This window comes from Mesorhizobium vachelliae (assembly GCF_033977325.1).
Lineage (GTDB): Bacteria > Pseudomonadota > Alphaproteobacteria > Rhizobiales > Rhizobiaceae > Mesorhizobium > Mesorhizobium vachelliae.
Genome location: NZ_JAVIIR010000007.1, coordinates 143,438 through 161,207 on the forward strand (window position 1 = coordinate 143,438; position 17,770 = coordinate 161,207).

General features: G+C 63.3%; 17 protein-coding genes. 7 read left to right on the forward strand and 10 right to left on the reverse strand.

Features of this window, described 5'->3' with window-relative positions; all coding sequences use genetic code 11:
• Positions 1-113: 113 nt before the first annotated feature.
• On the forward strand, positions 114-1,091 hold the full coding sequence (locus tag RFM41_RS16575; protein ID WP_320248361.1) for a methyltetrahydrofolate cobalamin methyltransferase: 978 nt from the start codon (positions 114-116) through the stop codon (positions 1,089-1,091).
• Positions 1,092-1,170: 79 nt separating this feature from the next.
• On the opposite strand, the gene RFM41_RS16580 is transcribed toward RFM41_RS16575, so the two are convergent.
• Entirely contained in the window at positions 1,171-1,413 is a 243-nt protein-coding gene (locus tag RFM41_RS16580; protein WP_320248360.1) for a hypothetical protein, read from the reverse strand.
• Positions 1,414-1,502: 89 nt separating this feature from the next.
• Here RFM41_RS16580 and RFM41_RS16585 point away from each other — a divergent pair, with 89 nt between their 5' ends.
• Positions 1,503-3,572 carry an ASKHA domain-containing protein gene (locus tag RFM41_RS16585; protein WP_320248358.1) on the forward strand — a complete coding sequence of 690 codons (2,070 nt, stop codon included), beginning with the start codon at positions 1,503-1,505 and terminating at the stop codon, positions 3,570-3,572.
• Positions 3,573-3,599: 27 nt separating this feature from the next.
• Here RFM41_RS16585 and RFM41_RS16590 read toward each other — a convergent pair whose 3' ends face one another.
• Complete coding sequence (locus RFM41_RS16590; protein WP_320248356.1) at positions 3,600-4,622, reverse strand: acyltransferase family protein; 1,023 nt, start codon at positions 4,620-4,622, stop codon at positions 3,600-3,602.
• Positions 4,623-4,916: 294 nt separating this feature from the next.
• Between RFM41_RS16590 and RFM41_RS16595 the strand changes: the two genes are divergently transcribed.
• Together RFM41_RS16595 and RFM41_RS16600 are read left to right on the forward strand one after the other, a co-directional pair.
• Complete coding sequence (locus RFM41_RS16595) at positions 4,917-5,102, forward strand: hypothetical protein (RefSeq protein WP_320248355.1); 186 nt, start codon at positions 4,917-4,919, stop codon at positions 5,100-5,102.
• 310 nt (positions 5,103-5,412) lie between these two features.
• The gene (locus RFM41_RS16600) at positions 5,413-6,375 is read left to right on the forward strand and encodes an alpha/beta hydrolase (RefSeq protein WP_320248354.1); all 963 of its coding nucleotides are present in this window, start codon (positions 5,413-5,415) and stop codon (positions 6,373-6,375) included.
• Position 6,376: 1 nt separating this feature from the next.
• On the opposite strand, the gene RFM41_RS16605 is transcribed toward RFM41_RS16600, so the two are convergent.
• On the reverse strand, positions 6,377-7,276 hold the full coding sequence (locus RFM41_RS16605; RefSeq protein WP_320248351.1) for a LysR substrate-binding domain-containing protein: 900 nt from the start codon (positions 7,274-7,276) through the stop codon (positions 6,377-6,379).
• 219 nt (positions 7,277-7,495) lie between these two features.
• Here RFM41_RS16605 and RFM41_RS16610 point away from each other — a divergent pair, with 219 nt between their 5' ends.
• The 3 genes from RFM41_RS16610 to RFM41_RS16620 all read left to right on the forward strand — a co-directional run bounded on the left by RFM41_RS16610 (position 7,496) and on the right by RFM41_RS16620 (position 9,404).
• Entirely contained in the window at positions 7,496-7,681 is a 186-nt protein-coding gene (locus tag RFM41_RS16610) for a hypothetical protein (RefSeq protein WP_217569058.1), read from the forward strand.
• Between the two features lie 347 nt (positions 7,682-8,028).
• The gene (locus RFM41_RS16615) at positions 8,029-8,163 is read left to right on the forward strand and encodes a hypothetical protein (RefSeq protein ID WP_112099240.1); all 135 of its coding nucleotides are present in this window, start codon (positions 8,029-8,031) and stop codon (positions 8,161-8,163) included.
• Positions 8,164-8,465: 302 nt separating this feature from the next.
• Positions 8,466-9,404, forward strand: coding sequence for a GlxA family transcriptional regulator (locus RFM41_RS16620; RefSeq protein WP_412177120.1), 939 nt, complete (start codon positions 8,466-8,468; stop codon positions 9,402-9,404).
• Between the two features lie 29 nt (positions 9,405-9,433).
• Here the strand turns inward: RFM41_RS16620 and RFM41_RS16625 are convergent, their stop codons facing one another.
• The 7 genes from RFM41_RS16625 to RFM41_RS16655 all read right to left on the reverse strand — a co-directional run bounded on the left by RFM41_RS16625 (position 9,434) and on the right by RFM41_RS16655 (position 17,689).
• On the reverse strand, positions 9,434-10,216 hold the full coding sequence (locus RFM41_RS16625) for an ABC transporter ATP-binding protein (protein ID WP_320248348.1): 783 nt from the start codon (positions 10,214-10,216) through the stop codon (positions 9,434-9,436).
• Entirely contained in the window at positions 10,213-10,989 is a 777-nt protein-coding gene (locus RFM41_RS16630; RefSeq protein WP_320248347.1) for an ABC transporter permease, read from the reverse strand. The genes RFM41_RS16625 and RFM41_RS16630 overlap by 4 nt, the downstream gene beginning before the upstream one ends.
• Positions 10,990-11,154: 165 nt before the next feature.
• Positions 11,155-12,105: an ABC transporter substrate-binding protein gene (locus RFM41_RS16635; protein ID WP_320248346.1), complete on the reverse strand. Its 951-nt coding sequence runs from the start codon at positions 12,103-12,105 to the stop codon at positions 11,155-11,157.
• A 228-nt stretch (positions 12,106-12,333) separates the two neighbouring features.
• Positions 12,334-13,176 carry a DUF1194 domain-containing protein gene (locus RFM41_RS16640; protein WP_320248345.1) on the reverse strand — a complete coding sequence of 281 codons (843 nt, stop codon included), beginning with the start codon at positions 13,174-13,176 and terminating at the stop codon, positions 12,334-12,336.
• Between the two features lie 79 nt (positions 13,177-13,255).
• Complete coding sequence (locus RFM41_RS16645; RefSeq protein WP_320248343.1) at positions 13,256-14,197, reverse strand: phosphoribosylaminoimidazolesuccinocarboxamide synthase; 942 nt, start codon at positions 14,195-14,197, stop codon at positions 13,256-13,258.
• A gap of 58 nt (positions 14,198-14,255) precedes the next feature.
• Positions 14,256-15,023: a site-2 protease family protein gene (locus RFM41_RS16650; protein WP_320248342.1), complete on the reverse strand. Its 768-nt coding sequence runs from the start codon at positions 15,021-15,023 to the stop codon at positions 14,256-14,258.
• Positions 15,024-15,127: 104 nt separating this feature from the next.
• Complete coding sequence (locus RFM41_RS16655) at positions 15,128-17,689, reverse strand: GcvT family protein (RefSeq protein ID WP_320248341.1); 2,562 nt, start codon at positions 17,687-17,689, stop codon at positions 15,128-15,130.
• Positions 17,690-17,770 lie beyond the last annotated feature (81 nt).

Sequence of the window (17,770 nt, forward strand, 5' to 3'; positions counted from 1 at the left end):
TTGGGACAACGACATGCATTTACTGAGAGTCCAGGGCGCGACCGGCACGCATTCGCTTGAACCAAATCAGATAACGATATAAAGAACTCTTTATATCCCGACGGAGAGATCGCATGACCCGCACCATCGTCGCCTCGGCGACCCGAGAAATCGTCATCGGCTTCGATCAGCCCTTCTGCGTGATCGGCGAACGCATCAACCCGACCGGCCGCAAGAAGCTTGCCGCCGAGATGGTGGCCGGCAACTTCGAGACCGTCATCAAGGACGCTCTGGAGCAGGCCGCCTGCGGCGCCACCATGCTCGACGTCAATGCCGGCGTGACTTCGGTCAATCCGAATGAGACGGAGCCGGGCCTGCTGATTCAGACGCTGGAGATCGTGCAGGGACTGGTCGATCTGCCGCTGTCGATCGACTCTTCCGTCACCGCCGCGATCGAGGCCGGACTGAGGGTCGCCAAGGGCCGCCCGCTGGTCAACTCCGTCACCGGCGAGGAAGAAAAGCTCGAGGCCATCCTGCCGCTGGTCAAGAAATACAACGTCCCGGTCGTCGCCATCTCCAACGACGAGACCGGCATCTCGATGGACCCGGACGTCCGCTTCGCCGTGGCCAAGAAGATCGTCGAGCGCTGCGCCGACCACGGCATTCCTTCCCATGACGTCGTCGTCGACCCGCTGGTGATGCCGATCGGCGCGCTGGGCGATGCCGGACGCCAGGTGTTCGCGCTGCTGCGGCGACTCCGCGAGGAGCTCAAGGTCAACACCACCTGCGGCCTCTCCAACATCTCCTTCGGCCTGCCGCACCGTCACGGCATCAACGCCGCCTTCATCCCGATGGTGATCGGCGCCGGCATGACGAGCGCCATCATGAACCCGGTCCGTCCGCAGGAAATGGAAGCCGTGCGCGGCGCCAATGTGCTCAACGGCACCGACGAGAACTGCACCAACTGGATCCGCACCTATAAGGATTACAAGCCGGCCGAAGGCGGCCATGCTGTCGCGGCCCCGGCGGCTGTAACCACTCCCGGTGACGGCGCCGCTGCTGCCGGCGGCCGTCGCCGCGGCGGCCGTGAAGCCCGGATGGCCAGGGGGTAAGCGCGCAATCGTGAGCCGCACCGCAAACAAGGCTGGTCCGATCGCATCGCGGATGCGTTCGGACAGCTCTGCTTTGCGTTCAGGCCACGCCCAATATGGCGTCGAACAGCGCCATTCCCGCCCACGATCCGAAGATGCCCGTCACGCCGCCGACGATGAAATCATCGTCATAGGCGGGCCAGTACGCGTGCAGCAGCAGCGCGCCGACGATCGCGCCGACAATCCCGGTGGCGAGGTATTGCGGATTGCGCAGCCACGAGCCCTTGATCACGCGCACCATGGTGAACGCGGTGAAGATGGCGGAGAGCAGCAGATCCGACATGGTTGGCCCCTGGACCAACGGACTCTCCGCCCAATAGTAAAACGATCCGTTAAACGGCATCGGCAATTGCCATCGAGACACGTGCCAGCATGAATCCTCCTCCCAACATCACCGATCCGCTCGTCCTGTTCATGCCGTCGGGCAAGCGCGGCCGGTTCCCCGTCGGAACGCCGGTGCTCGATGCCGCGCGCCAGCTCGGCGTCTATGTCGAAAGCGTGTGCGGCGGCCGTGCCACTTGCGGGCGCTGCCAGATCGAGGTGCAGGAAGGCAATTTCGCCAAGCACAAGATCGTCTCGTCCAACGACCACATCTCGCCCAAGGGCGCCAAGGAAGAGCGCTACGAGCGCGTGCGCGGCCTGCCCGAGCGGCGTCGCCTCTCCTGCTCGGCGCAGATCCTCGGCGACCTCGTCGTCGACGTGCCGCAGGATACGGTCATCAACGCCCAGACCATCCGCAAGGAAGCCGACACCAGGGTGATCGCCCGCGATACGGCGATCCGCATGTGCTATGTCGAGATCGAAGAGCCCGACATGCACAAGCCGCTCGGCGACCTCGACCGGCTCAAGATCGCCCTGATGAAGGACTGGGGCCTCAAGAACCTCGAATTCGACTTCTATCTGCTGCCGCAGGTGCAGGGCATCCTGCGCAAGGGCAACTGGACGGCCACCGCCGCCATCCATAAGGATGCCGACAGCGACATCGCGCGTGTCATCGCGCTGTGGCCTGGCCTGAAGAACGAAGCCTATGGCCTTGCCTGCGACATCGGCTCGACCACGATCGCCATGCATCTGGTGTCGCTGCTCTCGGGCCGCGTCGCCGCATCATCCGGCACGTCCAATCCGCAGATCCGCTTCGGCGAGGATCTGATGAGCCGCGTCTCCTATGTGATGATGAATCCGGACGGCCGCGAGGGCATGACGGTTGCCGTGCGCGAGGCGGTTTCCGGCCTCGTCGACAAGGTCTGTGCCGAAGGCAATGTCCAGCGCGCCGACATCCTGGATTCCGTCTTCGTCGGCAATCCGATCATGCACCATCTGTTCCTCGGCATCGATCCGACCGAGCTCGGCGGCGCGCCCTTCGCGCTCGCCGTCTCCGGCGCGGTGCGCATCAAGGCTTCCGACATCGGCCTGAAGCTCAACCAGGGCGCCCGCCTCTACATGCTGCCCTGCATCGCCGGCCATGTCGGCGCTGATGCTGCCGCCGTCACCTTGTCGGAAGGCCCGCATCGCCAGGACGAGATGATGCTGATCGTCGATGTCGGCACCAATGCCGAGATCGTGCTCGGCAATTCTACGCGCGTGGTGGCGGCCTCCTCCCCCACCGGCCCGGCCTTCGAGGGCGCGGAAATCTCCGGCGGCCAGCGCGCGGCGCCTGGCGCCATCGAGCGCGTGCGCATCGACCCGGACTCGTTGGAACCACGCTATCGCGTCATCGGCTCGGAACTGTGGTCCGATCAGCCGGGCTTCGCCGAAAGCGTGCAGGCGACCGGCGTCACCGGCATTTGCGGTTCGGGCATCATCGAAGTGATCGCCGAGATGTATTTGTCGGGCATCATTTCCGAGGACGGCGTCGTCGACGGATCGCTCAGCATGCGCTCGCCACGCATCGTGCCCAACGGCCGCACCTTCTCTTACGTGCTGAAGGAGGGCGAGCCAAAGATCACGATCACCCAGAACGACGTCCGCGCCATCCAGCTTGCCAAGGCGGCGCTTTATGCCGGCACCAAGCTTCTGATGGAAAAGCAGCACACCGAGCATGTCGACCGCATCCATTTCGCCGGCGCCTTCGGCTCCTTCATCGATCCGAAATACGCCATGGTGCTCGGCCTGATCCCGGACTGCGACCTCGACAAGGTCTCGGCCGTCGGCAACGCCGCCGGCGCCGGTGCGCGCATGGCGCTGCTCAATCGCGGCTACCGCCGCGAGATCGAGGATACCGTGAGCAGGATCGAGAAGATCGAGACGGCGCTGGAGCCGAAGTTCCAGGAGCACTTCGTCTATGCCATGGCGCTGCCGAACAAGGTCGATCCCTTCCCCAAGCTGGCAGCGGCCGTAAAGCTGCCGCCGCGCAAGGCGATGAGCGAGGATGGCGCCGCAGGCGATGCCACCCCGCGCCGGCGTTCGCGCGAGGAACGCGCGGCACGGCGTGGCCGCGACTAGCCTAGGGCAAGTTCAAGTTTTTCGGCCTTATTCCGCGGCCCCTGCGGCCGCGGCGCTTCTTGCCTTCACGGCGCTCTTGGGACGTTGCGGGTGCAACAGCGTGATCAATGGCTTTTCGACGATCAGATAGAGCATCGCCGAGAGCGCAAGCGTGGCGACCAGGATCGTCGCCGGCTGCAAGGCCGCGGGGATTCCGATTCTCAAGACGACGCCAGTCGTCAGGACGCCGACCACGACATGCCACAGATAGATCGAATAGGACGCGTCGCCGAGAAAGTTAGGCAAGGCCGCCGGCTTGAACGGCCGCGCCCGCTCGGCAAAAACCGCGCCCGCCACGATCAATGCGGCCGGAAGACCCCAGCGTAAGGCCCGAGGCAAATCGGCATCGAACAGCGGGCCAGCCGCAAGCAGAAGGAATCCCGCGCCGACCATCGCCAGCGCCACCAGGAGCGGCAGCCTGGCGCCCTGCAACCACAAGCGACCCACAGCGACACCGGCCGCGAACTCGATCACGACCGGATCGGTGAAGGCATGCGCATATCCGGCGGGAAAGACGAAATGCAGCGCAACGATGGCGACAAGCGCGCCCACGAGAACGCCGAACCGCCAACGCTCGCCCAGGAACAGGACCAGCGTGAAAACGAGATAGAACATCATCTCATAGCAGAGCGTCCAACCCTGTATGACGATGGGATGCAGCGCGCCCTCCTGCAGGACCGGTACGAAGAACAGTGAGCCCAGAAAATTCGGGACACTGAAGAAATGGCCGTAGAAGAATTGCGGCTTGAGCAGGATGCCCGCCGCAGTCAGCAGCGTGACGATCCAGTAGAGAGGCACGATGCGGGTGATCCGGCGCCCCATGAAACGCCAGGGATCAGCCGGTCGGCCGGCCGTCGTCACCCACATGATGAAGCCGCTGATGACGAAGAAGACGTCGACGCCGGCTGCTCCGACGTCGAACGGACCGCCGAACTGCTCGCTGATATGAAAGCAAACGACCGCGCACGCGGCGAGGCCGCGCAGATATTGAATACTATGTATGCTCGTCACGATGCCCTGACCCGTATCGCATCATGCTGCGGTGCACATACCCCCACGCCGCATTGCACAATAACAATGCAGCCGCCCGCCTCTGTCAACCGCCGATAACAGCTATTCGGGCCGGAGCCGACACGTCGGCCCGCTCAATTCATTTGTATGCAAATGTTTCCGGATCCGCGCGATCCGGATACCGAAACGCTGTTTTCGCGAAATCGATCCGATACATGCGTGAGCGATTTAGCCGGCATCGAACGGCGGCCGCGGACGATCCTCGGCCGCCGCCGCTCTTCAAGGGAGAAGAAAATGTCGATGTTCGGAAATCTCAGCCGCTTCGGTGTCACCATCAGGCAGGCCCATTCACGCAACAAGGCGATCCGCGAACTGAACAGCCTGCTGGCGCATGTCCAGAAGGATATCGGCTGGCCGGCCTCGCCGCCGAGCGACCCGCAGGCTGCCCTTCACAAGCTGCTTCTGGGCACGCCGCGCTGATGACCTTCGCCGACAAGTGCAAGCTGCTCGGCAAGCGCCGGGGCCCGAACACGGCCTCGGCGACCGCCGACAACAAATTGCGCGCGGCGCTGCTGCCGAAGCGGCGCTAGAGCAATTCCAGGAAAAGTGTGACGCGGTTAGGCTCGGCCACTTGCCGTAGCCTTCCGTCCGGAATTGCTCAAACAAGAAACTGGCGCCATCGGATCACGCCGATGTGCCGGCGTGATTCCTTGACATTTCAAACTGAGGTACAATCTTCGCAGAGCGGGGGAATTCTCTTAGTCGGCTCTGCCGAAGTCCGTGTATCCGCATGCCCAGTTTGAAAAGCCATCTCGTTTCGTTCGTTCTGCGGCACAGTCGCAAGAAGGCGTTTTCCAGTCCCGAGAACCTGCAGCGTTGGATCGCCTACGCCCGCAAGACCGAGGACTATCATCCGCCAGCCTTGCACATGGCACGGCTGGACATCACCGAGACCGAAATCGACGGCTTTCCCGTCTATGAGATCGCCCCGAAGGCGGGCGAACGCCGGCGCATCCTCTACATGCATGGCGGCGCCTATGTTTTTCAGATCACCTCCTATCACTGGGGGCTGATCGCCGAGATGGCCGAGCGTCTCGGTTTCGGCGTCACCGTGCCGATCTATCCCATCGCGCCCGAGCACGATTTCCATGACATGTTCGGCATGGTCGGCGACGTCTACCGGCGCATGCTCGAGGGGACCGACGCCGAGGACATCGTCTTCATGGGCGATTCCGCCGGCGGCAACATGGCGGTCGTGCTGACCATGATGGCTGCCGAGGATGGCCTGCCCTCGCCGTCGCGTCACGTGCTCATCTCGCCCGGCCTCGACATGTCGCTGTCCAATCCGGAAGTGTTCGAGGCCGAGCGCGACGATCCCTGGCTCGGCATTCCGGGCGGGCTGGAGGCGATCCGCCTCTACAGCGCCGGCTTCGAACGCTCCGATTGGCACATCAGCCCGCTCTACGGCGACCTCTCGGTGCTGCCGAAGACGCTGTTGCTCACCGGCTCGCGCGATCTGCTCAGCCCCGACAATCTGATCTTCGCCGAACGCGCACGCGCCGCCGGGGTCGAGGTCGACGTCGTCTATGAGGAGGGTATGTTCCATGTCTGGCCGCTGATCGAGATGCCTGAGGCGCGCCGCGCGCGCGACAGCATCGTCGACTTTCTCAGCCTGCCGGCACCGCGGCGTGCTCGGGCGCGACGCAGGACAAGGGCTGCCCTCGCAGCCCGCCCTGCGCCCGCGGCCGAATAGCTCAGAACTTGCCGGTCTCGCGGAACAGTTCGAACGTCGCCCGAATATGGTCGGCCACGGCCTTCACCGGCGCGCTAGCGTCGGGCGCCACCACCATGGCGAGATTGTAGGTGCCGATCTCGGGCATGCCGTCCTTGGCGCCCAGCGAGACCATCTCGTCGCCGAGGAAAGACTTCGGCAGCGGCGCCACCGCAAGGTCCGCCATGATAGCGGCGCGCTGGCCGGCCGTGTGGGCGCTCATATAGGCGATGCGGTAATTGCGGCCCTCGCGTCCAAGCGCTTCCAGGGCCCCGGCCCGCCAGGCGCAGCCCTCCTCCCACAAAGATACCGGCAAGGGTTCGCGCAGATGCGCGCAGCCGCCCTTGGCGCCCGCCCATACGATCGGCTCGGTCAAGAGCACCTCCGCGCCGATCGCGCTGGCCTTGTAGGAATTGGTGAGCAGCGTGATGTCGAGCGCGCGGTCGTCCATGCGCCGGCGCAGATTGATGCTCTGGTCGATGGTGACGTCGACGGCGATCGAAGGATGCGATTGCGCGAAGCGCTTCAGCACATGCGGCAGCACGCGCTCGCCATAATCGTCGGGGGAGCCGAGCCGCACCACGCCGACGATGTCGGGGATGATGAACTTCGACACCACCTCGCGGTTGATCGACAACAGCCGGCGCGCATAGCCGAGCAGCATCTCGCCATCCGTGGTCAGCGTCACCGAACGCGCGTCGCGCGCGAAGACGGACCGGCCGAGGATGTCCTCCAGCTTCTTGATCTGCATGGAGACGGCAGAGGGCGTGCGGAACACCGCATTGGCGGCCGTGGTGAAGCTGCCGGTCTCGGCGATCGCCACGAAGGTGCGCAACACATCGAGATCAAGCAGCGGCAAGGGATGATTGAGCGGGGCGTTCATGGGAGCCTGCCTTCAATTTTTCTGATGCAATCCATCATTCCATTTCGTTTGATTGAACATCAGTCAAGGCGCATAGTCAACTCAATCGATGCGGGATGCTGCCAAAAGCAGCCATGAAACGACCCTGACACAGTCCTGCAATCGACATGAAATGAAGCTGAAACAGACCTGATTTAACGCAATGACGGGCGCCTCCCTGCCCGCATAGAGGAGAGAGAAATGTCTATCCTGTCGTCCATCGGTCGGCTTGCGACCGAATTCAGCGCGGCCCGTGCCCGCTACCAGACCGAACGCGCCATCCATGCGCTGCCGATCGAACTGCAGAAGGATATCGGCTGGCCGGAAGCCGCGGATGCCAAGAGTGGCTTGCGCCTCGGTGTCGGAAGCTGGGCCGGAGCGAAGTAATCAAGTGTGTATGGAGTTCTGAAGGCCTGCCGCGTCAGCTCGGCAGGCCTTTTGTTTGTTTACGGCCTTTGTTTGCATTCAAACGACTTTTCCAGCCATGCAACTGCCGCATGACGCATATGAACCACTCGCATAGCGGGTTAACAGGTCAGCTAAAGCACTGTAAGTAATATGAAATTGTGGGCACATTGCCCAAAAATGCCGCAAATCATGTCGCTTTTCATATCAAGCGCTTCGTTTTTGCGATTTAGTTTTTGCTGAAGCGAGCTTATATCACCCACAGCAAAAACGAGCTGCCCCACTCCTTAAGCGAAGGCGACCCGTCTGAGCAACCAATGGAGATGATGATGAAGCTCTTTGCCCGCCTGTTTGCCCGCCGCGAAATGAACCTGACGACCGCTTTGGAGCGTCAGCGCCTCGCCAAGACCATGCCTGGCCAGACCGGTGCCGTGGCCGCTGCCCGTCTCGGCTTTATCGCCTGAGACAATTCGGCATACTGAATTCAACGCCGCCCGGCTTGCCGAGGCGGCGTTTTCATTTGGGCGTTGTCCTGACGTCGGCGAAGGGACGCCCTGCGGTTGCACGGATTGCCCATTTGCGACCCGTGTCGCAAATTAAATCTTCACCTAACCGCCTACCCGATTGACAGGAATGGTTTTTCCTGTTGTCGCTATGCTGTTCGCGACATCCTGTTCGCGTCATGGCCGCGTGAGGTTTCCCCGTGAATGCCGTAAAGCACCCGATCAAGAGATCGTTTGTATTCTTCCTCATTCCCGACTTCACCATGATCGCCTTCGCGACGGCGCTCGATCCGCTGCGTTCGGCCAACCGGATGCTCGGTTACGAGGCCTATAGCTGGCGCCTGGCAAGCATCGACGGCAAGCCGGTCCGCGCCTCGAACGGTGTCGAGTGCGCCGTCAACACCTCGCTCGAGGAAGAGCGCAGGAAGATGGCCGGGCCGGACCGGCCGAACATGGCGATCGTCTGCAGCGGCATCAATGTCGAGCGCTACCAGAACAAGTCCGCCTTCGCCTGGTTGCGCGAAGAGTATAATCGCGGCGTCGCCGTCGGCGGCCTGTGCACCGGCGCGCACATCCTGGCCGCCGCCGGCCTGCTCTCCAACAAGCGCTGCGCCATCCATTGGGAGAACCTGCCGGGCTTTTCCGAGGCCTTCCCGAAAGCCAATGTCTTTGCCGATCTCTTTGAGGTCGACCAGAACATCTATACCTGCGCCGGCGGCACCGCCGCGCTCGACATGATGCTGAAGCTGATCGGCGACGACTTCGACGAGAGCCTCGTCAACCGTGTCTGCGAGCAGGTGCTGACCGACCGCGTGCGCAGCCCGACCGACCGCCAGCGCCTGCCGCTGCGCGCCCGCCTCGGCGTCCAGAACTCGAAGGTGCTCACCATCATCGAGCTGATGGAGGCCAACCTTGCCGAGCCGCTGTCGCTGATCGAGATCGCCGACCATGTCGATCTTTCCCGCCGGCAGATCGAGCGCCTGTTCCGCACCGAGATGGGTCGGTCCCCTGCCCGCTACTATCTGGAGATCCGGCTCGACCGCGCCCGGCACCTGCTCATCCAGTCGTCGATGCCGGTGGTCGAGGTGGCGGTCGCCTGCGGCTTCGTCTCCGCCTCGCATTTCTCCAAATGTTACCGCGAGCTCTACGCCCGCTCGCCGCAGCAGGAACGCGTCGACCGCAAGCAATTGCTGGCGGCTTGATCCGAAGGTTCCGATCAAGCCCCTGTTGATTACGTCTGTGCCGTCCGCATCGCCTCGATGCGGATGTCCTCGGTGAGCTGCGCCTTGAGCGAGGAGAATTCCGGGCTGGTCTTCAGCGTGTAGTGGCGCGGATGCGGCAGGTCGACCGGCACGTCCGACTTGATGCGGCCGGGCCGGGCGCTCATCACGATCACCCGCGACGCCATGAAGATCGCCTCCTCGATGTCGTGGGTGACGAACAGCACCGTTTTCTTGCGCCGCTCCCAGATGCCGAGCAGCAGTTCCTGCATCAGCCCGCGCGTCTGGTTGTCCAGTGCGCCGAACGGCTCGTCGAGCAGCAGGATTTCCGGGTCGTTGGCGAGAGCGCGGGCGATCGCCGTGCGCTGCTGCATGCCGCCCGAAAGCTGCTTCGGCCAATGGTTCTCGAAACCCTTCAGCCCGACGAGATCGATGTAGGACGCGACGACCTCGTTGCGCTCGCGCTCGGGCCGGCCTTGCTCGCGCAGACCGAAGCCGATGTTTTCGGCGACCGTCAGCCAGGGAAACAGCGTGTAGGACTGGAACACCATGCCGCGGTCCGGTCCCGGCCTTGTGACCGCCGTGCCGTCGAGCAGCACGCGGCCTGTGCTCGGCGCTTCCAGCCCGGCGACGATCCTGAGCAAAGTCGACTTGCCGCAGCCGGACGGTCCCAGGATGGTGATGAAGTCATTGGCCGCGACCGCGAGGTCGACCGGCTGCAGCGCCTGCACCGGCTGCCCGCCCCCGACCCCGGCAAAGGTTCGAGAGACCCCCTCGATCTGAAGCTTGCTCATGCCAGGCTCCATGGATAGAGCCAGCGGTTCAGCGCCTTGAAGGCGAAGTCGGACAGAAGCCCGATCAGCCCGATGACGATGATGCCGAAGATGATCTGGCCCGTCGCCAGCCGCGACTGGCTGTTGATGATCATGTAGCCGATGCCCGACGACGAGCCGATCAGCTCGGCGACGATCACATAAGTCCAGGCCCAGCCCAGCACCAGCCGCAGCGTCTCGGCGATCTCCGGCGCGTTGGCCGGCATGATGACGCGTTTGACGATGCCGTTGTCGGTCGCCCCCAGCGTATAAGCGGCCTCGACGAGGTCTCGCCTCGTGCTGCCCACCTTGACCGCCACGATCAGGATGATCTGGAACACCGAGCCGACAAAGATCACCAGCAACTTTTCCAGCTCGCCGATGCCGGCCCACAGGATAAGCAGCGGAATGAAGGCGGACGCCGGCAGGTAGCGCGCAAAGGACACGAAGGGCTCGAGGAAGGCTTCGACAGGTTTCCAGGCGCCCATGGCAATGCCGATCGGCACCGCGACGATCGAAGCCAGCACGAAGCCGCCGAAGACGCGCCAGATCGTGATCAGGATATCCAGCCAGAAACGATCCTCGGTAAGCAGCCGCCAGCCGTCCTTCAGCATCGACAGCGGATCGGCAAGGAAGATCCGGTTCACATGGCCGCCGAGCGTGATCCACGCCCAGAAGGCCACGAACAGCACGAAGAAGGCGATGCCGAGCACAGTTCGCGTGCCCGGCTGAACGGGGTGCAAGGGACGCAGCATCAGGCCCTGTCCTTTAGAGCAATTCCAGGAAAAGCGTGACGCGGTTTTCCGTCCGGAATTGCGAACAAACGAGAGAGGGAGCAGTTCGCCGTTTCGGTGAAACGGTGAACCGCTCCAGGAGAGATGACGGCGGCCGATCGCAGCCGCCGACAGATGGACTGGCGATCAGTTGGCCACCGCGCTGGTGTCGGCAAGCGTCGTCACATCCGGCGCTTCCTTGATCAGCCCCATCTGCAGCAAGAGCTCGGCGGCCGTCTTGGAAAAGTCTTGGAAATCCTTGGTGAAGAACTGCTTGTTCTCTGCCTTGTCCGCCCATTTCAGGTACTTGGCCGAGTCCTCGAACTCCTTGGCCGACTGCTTCACGTCGGCGCCCATGATCTCGTAGGATTTCTGCGGGTCCTTCTTGATCATGTCGAGCGCATCGAAATAGCTGTCGGCCAGCGCCTTGGCGGCGTCGGGATTGGCCTTGAGGAAGTCCGGCGTGCAGCCGACCGTATCCATCACCATCGGATAGTCGAGCGTGGTCGCCAGGATATGGCCCTGGTCGGCCTTGTCGCGCACCGCCGAAATGAACGGCTCATAGGTGACGGCGGCGTCGTTCTGGCCAGCGAGGAAGGCCTGCGCCGCCGCATCCGGCTCCAGATTGACGACAGTGACGTCCTTGGTCGACATGCCGTTCTTGTTGAGCACCCACGCGAGCAGGAAGTAGGGTGAGGTTCCGGGCGCGGACGAGGCGACGTTCTTGCCCTTGAGATCGGCGACGGTCTTGATGTCGTTGCGCACGACGATGCCGTCGGCGCCGTAGGATTTGTCGAGCTGGAAGATCTGCTTGGTTGTGACGCCGCTGGCGTTCCACACCATCCAGGTCTCGACCGTGGTCGCCGCGCATTGCAGATCGCCGCTGGCGATGGCCAGCGGGCGGCTCGCCTGCGGCACCTTCTTGAGCGTGACGTCGAGCCCGTGCTTTTCGAAAAGCCCGGCCTGCTTGGCCAGAGTCAGCGGCGCAAAGCCTGTCCAGCCGCTGATGCCGATCGTGAGCGACGTGGCGGCCATCGCCGGCGCGCCGAACATCGCGGCCGCCGTCAGCGCCGCCGCGAAAATGGTGGTTCTTTTCATTGTGGTTCCCCTTTTTGTGTTGTGAGCGCAAATTGTCTCACAGACGCCAAAAGGCTTGTCAATGAAGCAGAAGCCGCACCGGACAATGGTCCAAGCCAGAGCATGATTCCGAAAGGTGGATCCGACTTTTCGGAAGAGGTCAGGCTCAAACAAAGAGTTGGATCAGGACGACGATTCGTTATTCTGATCTAATGCCGGGCGGCGGGCTTGGAGGGGCTTTTCGATCCGTTACGGCATCCCCCAGCCGCGGTTGCGCCACATCTTCTCGCCCACCAGGCAGTCCGCTGCCGGCTTGTCGTCGGCGAGCACGACCCGCGGATGCGCGGCCTCTTCGGCCGCCCATTGTGGCGAGGCCAGACCGGCAAGCTCGAGCACCAGCTTGCGGCGGATCGCTTCGGGAAACTGCGTCCAGTCATTGACCGGGATCATGAAGGCGCCTGGTCCGCCGATGACGCAGTCGCTGTAATAGCGGTCGAGATTTTGGACGTCGAAGGCGCCGCTGAAACCGCCGCGCGTCATCAGTGGCAAGCCGTTGATGGTGATGCCTTGCTTGACCACCTCGTCGCGCGTGAGATTGACCGGCGCGCCTTGGTTGTTGGGCCCGTCGCCCGAAACGTCGATGACGCGCTTGGTCCCCTGGAAACCGCTCTCGGCGAACAGATCGCTGCCGAAGCTCAGCGCGCCGGAGATCGAGGTCCGCCGCGCGCTGTCCGGCGGACGCGCATTCAACTGAGCCACAACCCTCTCGGCGTCGGCGCGGTTGGCGATCACCGTCCACGGCACGATGACGCGCTGCCAGGTCGTGCCTGCCCATTCGACATAGGTGACGGCGATTTTGCCATAGGCGCCGTCGGCGATGGCTTTCAGCACATTGTCATGCGTCAGCGCCGCCGCGTAGCCGTGCCGTTGGATCTCCAGCTCCATCGGGGACATCGAAAGCGAGACATCGACCGCCAGCACCAGCTCGACATCGACCGGTTCGGCGGGAGATGCTGCCGGCGTCAGCCAAAGCGCCAACGCCAGGACGGCACCGGTTGAAACGATATGCCTTGCACGGGCATAAGCAGACATGAGGGAAGGTTAGGCGAAAATCGCCGAGCGCAAAAGCCGGGAAACCGGGACATCGGATTCTGCCGGCGGCGGGACCTTCCTAAAAATACCGCGCGAGATTTGATCGGATGCGCTCCAGCACCGTATCTCCTGAAAGGTCGGGCACGAATTTCGCGCCGGTGATAGCCTCGTAGGCCTGGATATAGACCGCCGAAGCCTGGTTGATGATCTCGTCCGGAATTTGCGGAATCGGGTCCTTGTAGGGATCGCAGCGCGCCGACACCCACGAACGGATAAAATCCTTGTCAAAACTCTGTGGCCGCCCGCCACTTTCGAAGGCCTCGTTATAGCTCTGCGCGATCCAGTAGCGGCTGCTGTCGGGCGTGTGGATTTCGTCCGCCAGCACAATAGTGCCGTCCGGCGCGGTGCCGAATTCATATTTGGTGTCGGCCAGGATCAGGCCGCGTTCGGCGGCGCGCTGCTGGCCGCGGGCGAACAGCTGCAGCGCATAGCGCGATACCGTGTCCCACTGCGCCTGCGTAAGCAGCCCCTGGTCGATGATCTCGGCTTCCGATAGCGGCTCGTCATGGCCGCCGCTCGCGGCCTTGCTGGTCGGGGTGATGATCGCTTGCGGCAGCTTTTCATTGTCGCGCAGCCCGTCGGGAAAGCTGTGGCCATAGAAGCTCCGTTCCCCTTTCCGGTATTTGGTCAGGATCGAGGTGCTGGTGGTCCCCGCCAGATAGCCGCGCACTACGATCTCGACCGGCAACATGTCGAGCCGCCTGCCGACGACGACATTGGGGTCGGGATATTCCAGCACGTGATTGGGGCAGATGTCGGCGGTTTCCTCGAACCAGTAGCGCGCCGTCTGGGTGAGGACCTGCCCCTTGAACGGGATCGAGGCCAGGATCGTGTCGAACGCGCTCAGGCGATCGGTGGCGATGATGATGCGGCGCCCGTCCGGCAGATCGTAATTTTCACGCACCTTGCCATTGTAGCGATTGGGCAGTTCGGGAATGAAGGCGTCGGACAGGATGCGCATGGGGCGTATGGCTTTCGCGGACTCTGATGGGCCACATAAGCCGCTGGCCTCCCGCACATCAAGCCGGATGCTGCGGAACGGGCTTCTTATTGCCGGCAGCGCGAAAGGCTCGCCAGTTCGGCCTGAAGGAAGGCGGAATCCATAAAAGAATTCCCGCTATTGCCGCTGGCACGATGACCGCGAAACGCAGGATCGAAAGCACGACGCCGCAGAAGCCGACGATCCGCGTGGCGGTATCCGCGCCGAAGCGCGGCACAAGCAGATGCCTGGCGATCGCCCCGCCATCGAGCGGAAAGGCCGGGAGGAGGTTGAGGATGGCCAAAACCGCATTCACCAAAGCGCCAAGCCAAAGCGCCCACTCAAGAAGCGTGTCCGGTCTCGGAGGCGGCGAACTGAAAAGCCCGTCCGGATCGGCAGGCAACAATGACCGGGCAAAAAGGTAGTAGGCGACGGCAAAGCCTGCCGCCAGGACGACATTCACCAATGGCCCGGCGAACGCGATCCACGCCCAGCCATGGGGCGAAGCCGCCGCGCCGGGTTTGAACCAGGCAATTCCGCCGAAGAGGTACAGGTCTATCCGCTGGGTGCTGATGCCTTGCCGTCGCGCCGCCCAGACATGGGCAAGCTCATGCAGAAACACCGACAGGAACAGCACCGCGGCAAGGATGAGGGTATGGGTCAGCGCGGCCTGCGGACGCCTCGACCACTCATGCAGGAACGGCAGGGCGGCGGGAATGGCAAAGGTCCAGCTGACATGGACGGGAATGTTCCCCGTCATCGTGAAGACGAACGCGTCGTTCTTCCTGTCCCAGCCGAACCGTTGCAAGCTACCCACTCCGCCTGGTGCAGACGCTATGCGAGAATCCTGCCGCGCAAAAGAAAAAAGCCCGACCGAAGCCGGGCTTTTGCATCTTTCTGGGTCCGCGATCCTCAGCTTCTCGGCTTGAGGTTCTCCGGGTCGTAGAGCGGTTTGTAGCCGACACCCGCCACCTCGACCGGATAGGTCTCGCCAAAATACTCGACCTGCAGCTTGCGGCCTTCTTGGGCATAGGCCCAGGGCAGATAGGCGAGCGCGATGTTCTTGCCGATCGTCGGGCCGTAGGCGACTGAGGTGGTGAAGGAGCGGCGGCCGAGCGCGTCGACCAGCGTCTCGCCGGTCGCGGGATCCTGCACCGGCATAATGCCGACCGGATAGCGCGCGACACCTTTGGCATCGGTGTTCTCGGTCATCACCAGCGTGCACAGCATCGCCGGCTGGTGCTCGCGGGCGCGATATTCCAGGTGCTTGGCCTTGCCGCAGAAGTCGTTGTCCTTGACCTTCGGACGGGCAAGGTCGGCCTCGAGCAGATTGTACTCGGTCAGAAGATCGGCGTTCTGCAGGCGCAGGCTCTTTTCCATGCGACGCGTGTTGGCATAGGTCTCGACGCCGAACGGCATCACGCCTGTCGAGCGCAGCGCGTCCCAGACGGCAAGGCCGTCCTCGTAGCGCATATGCAGTTCCCAGCCCTGCTCGCCGACATAGGAGATGCGGAAGGCGGTGACGTCCTTGCCGCCGATGCGGATCGGCTTGATCGCCGCGAACGGGAAATTCTCCGGCGTCAGGCCTTCGGGGTTCTCGACCACCTTCTGCAAGGTCGTGCGCGCATTCGGCCCCCAGATGCCGATGGTGACGTATTTTTCGGTGACGTCGGTGACGGTGGCGTCAAAACCTTTGTCCTGCGCGGTGCGCTGCATGTAGCGGAAGTCGCGCGGGCCGGCGTCGGCGCCGTCGATCACCCGGCAGCGGTCTGCCATGCGGATGACGGTGAAGTCGGCGCGCACCATGCCTTCCTCATCGAGGAAGTGGGTGTAGATGCCCTTGCCGATATTGTTGTCGCCGCCGATCTTGGCCGCGCACAGCCATTCCAGCAACGCGACATGGTCGGGGCCTTCGACGTCATACATCGAGAAATGCGACAGGTTGACGATGCCGCAATCCTCGCTCATCGCCAGATGCTCGGCATTCGAGACGCGCCAGAAATGGCGGTTGTCCCATTCGTTCTCGCGCACCGGCACGCGGTTGCCATACTTCTCCAGCAGGTGCTCGTTGGCGGCATAGCCGTGCGCGCGCTCCCAGCCGCCCAGCTCCATGAAATAGCCGCCGAGCTCCTTCTCGCGCTCCCAGAACGGCGAACGGCGGACGTTGCGGCCCTTGGAGAAGGGCTCGCGCGGATGCACCGCCGGATTGTAGACCTTCATCGCCGTCTCGGTGCAGCGATCCCAGATGAACTGCTCCTGCGTCTGATGCGGGTAGAAGCGCGAATAGTCGATCTGGTGATGGTCGATCGAGGTGCGACCGTCGGTCATCCAGTCGGCGATCAGCTTGCCCATGCCCGGGCCGTCCTTGACCCAGATGGCGACGGCGTACCAGAGGCCCCTCACCTTCTGGCTTTCGCCCATGGAAGGGCCGCCATCGGTGGTCACCTGCAGCAGGCCATTGAAGGAGTGGCCCTCATTGTAGCCGAGCTCGCCAAGGATCGGCGTCAGCTCCATGGCGCGCTCCAGTGGCGCCATGATCTGCTCCATGTCGAGGTCGCGCTGCGACGGCGAGAGCCGTGCCTGGTCCTTCTCGAGCAGATCGCGCGGATGACACAGACGCGGATTGGTCTCCTCGTAATAGCCCCATTCGATCTGCCCGCCCTCGGCGGTCTTGGGATCGCCGGTGTCGCGCATATAGGCCGAGTTGCCCTGGTCGCGCAGCAGCGGCCAGCCGATCTCCTTGCCGGTGCCGGCGAACTCGTTGTAGGGGCCGAAGAAGGTGAGCGGATGGTCGATCGGCATGACCGGCAGGTCCTCGCCGACCAGCGCCGCGGTGAGCCGGCCCCAGATGCCGGTGCAGACCACGACATAGTCGGCCTCGATCGTGCCGCGCTCGGTCACCACGCCCTTGATGCGACCGTTCTCGACGATCAGTTCCTTGGCCGAAGTGTTGGCGAAAGCCTGCAGCTTGCCGGAAGCGACGCCCTGGTCGACCAGCTTGCCCGCCACCGTCTGCGAGCGCGGGATAACGAGCCCGGCATCCGGGTCCCACAGGCCGCCCTGCACCAGATGCTCCTCGATCAGCGGGAATTTCTGCTTGATCTCGGCCGGCTCGATCAGCCGCGCGCGGGTGCCGAAAGCCTTGGCGGAGGCCACCTTGCGCTTGATCTCGTCCATGCGGCCGTCGTCGCCGACACGCGCCACTTCGAGACCGCCGACACGCGCGTAATGCCCCATCTTCTCGTAGAAATCGATGGAATAGAGCGTCGTCCAGCAGGAGAGAAAGTCATGGCTGGTCGTGTAGCAGAAGTCCGAGGCATGCGCCGTCGAGCCGATATCGGTCGGGATGCCCGACTTGTCGATGCCGACGATGTCGTCCCAACCGCGCTCGATCAGGTGATGGGCGACGGACGCGCCGACGATACCGCCCAGGCCGACGATGACGACCTTCGCCTTTTTCGGAAACTCTGCCATTGCCCGCGACTCCAAAGTGGTAAAGCCGGCGGACTATAGGGCCGAGCGGTAGGGTGATTGAAGCCTGTTTGCGACATTAGG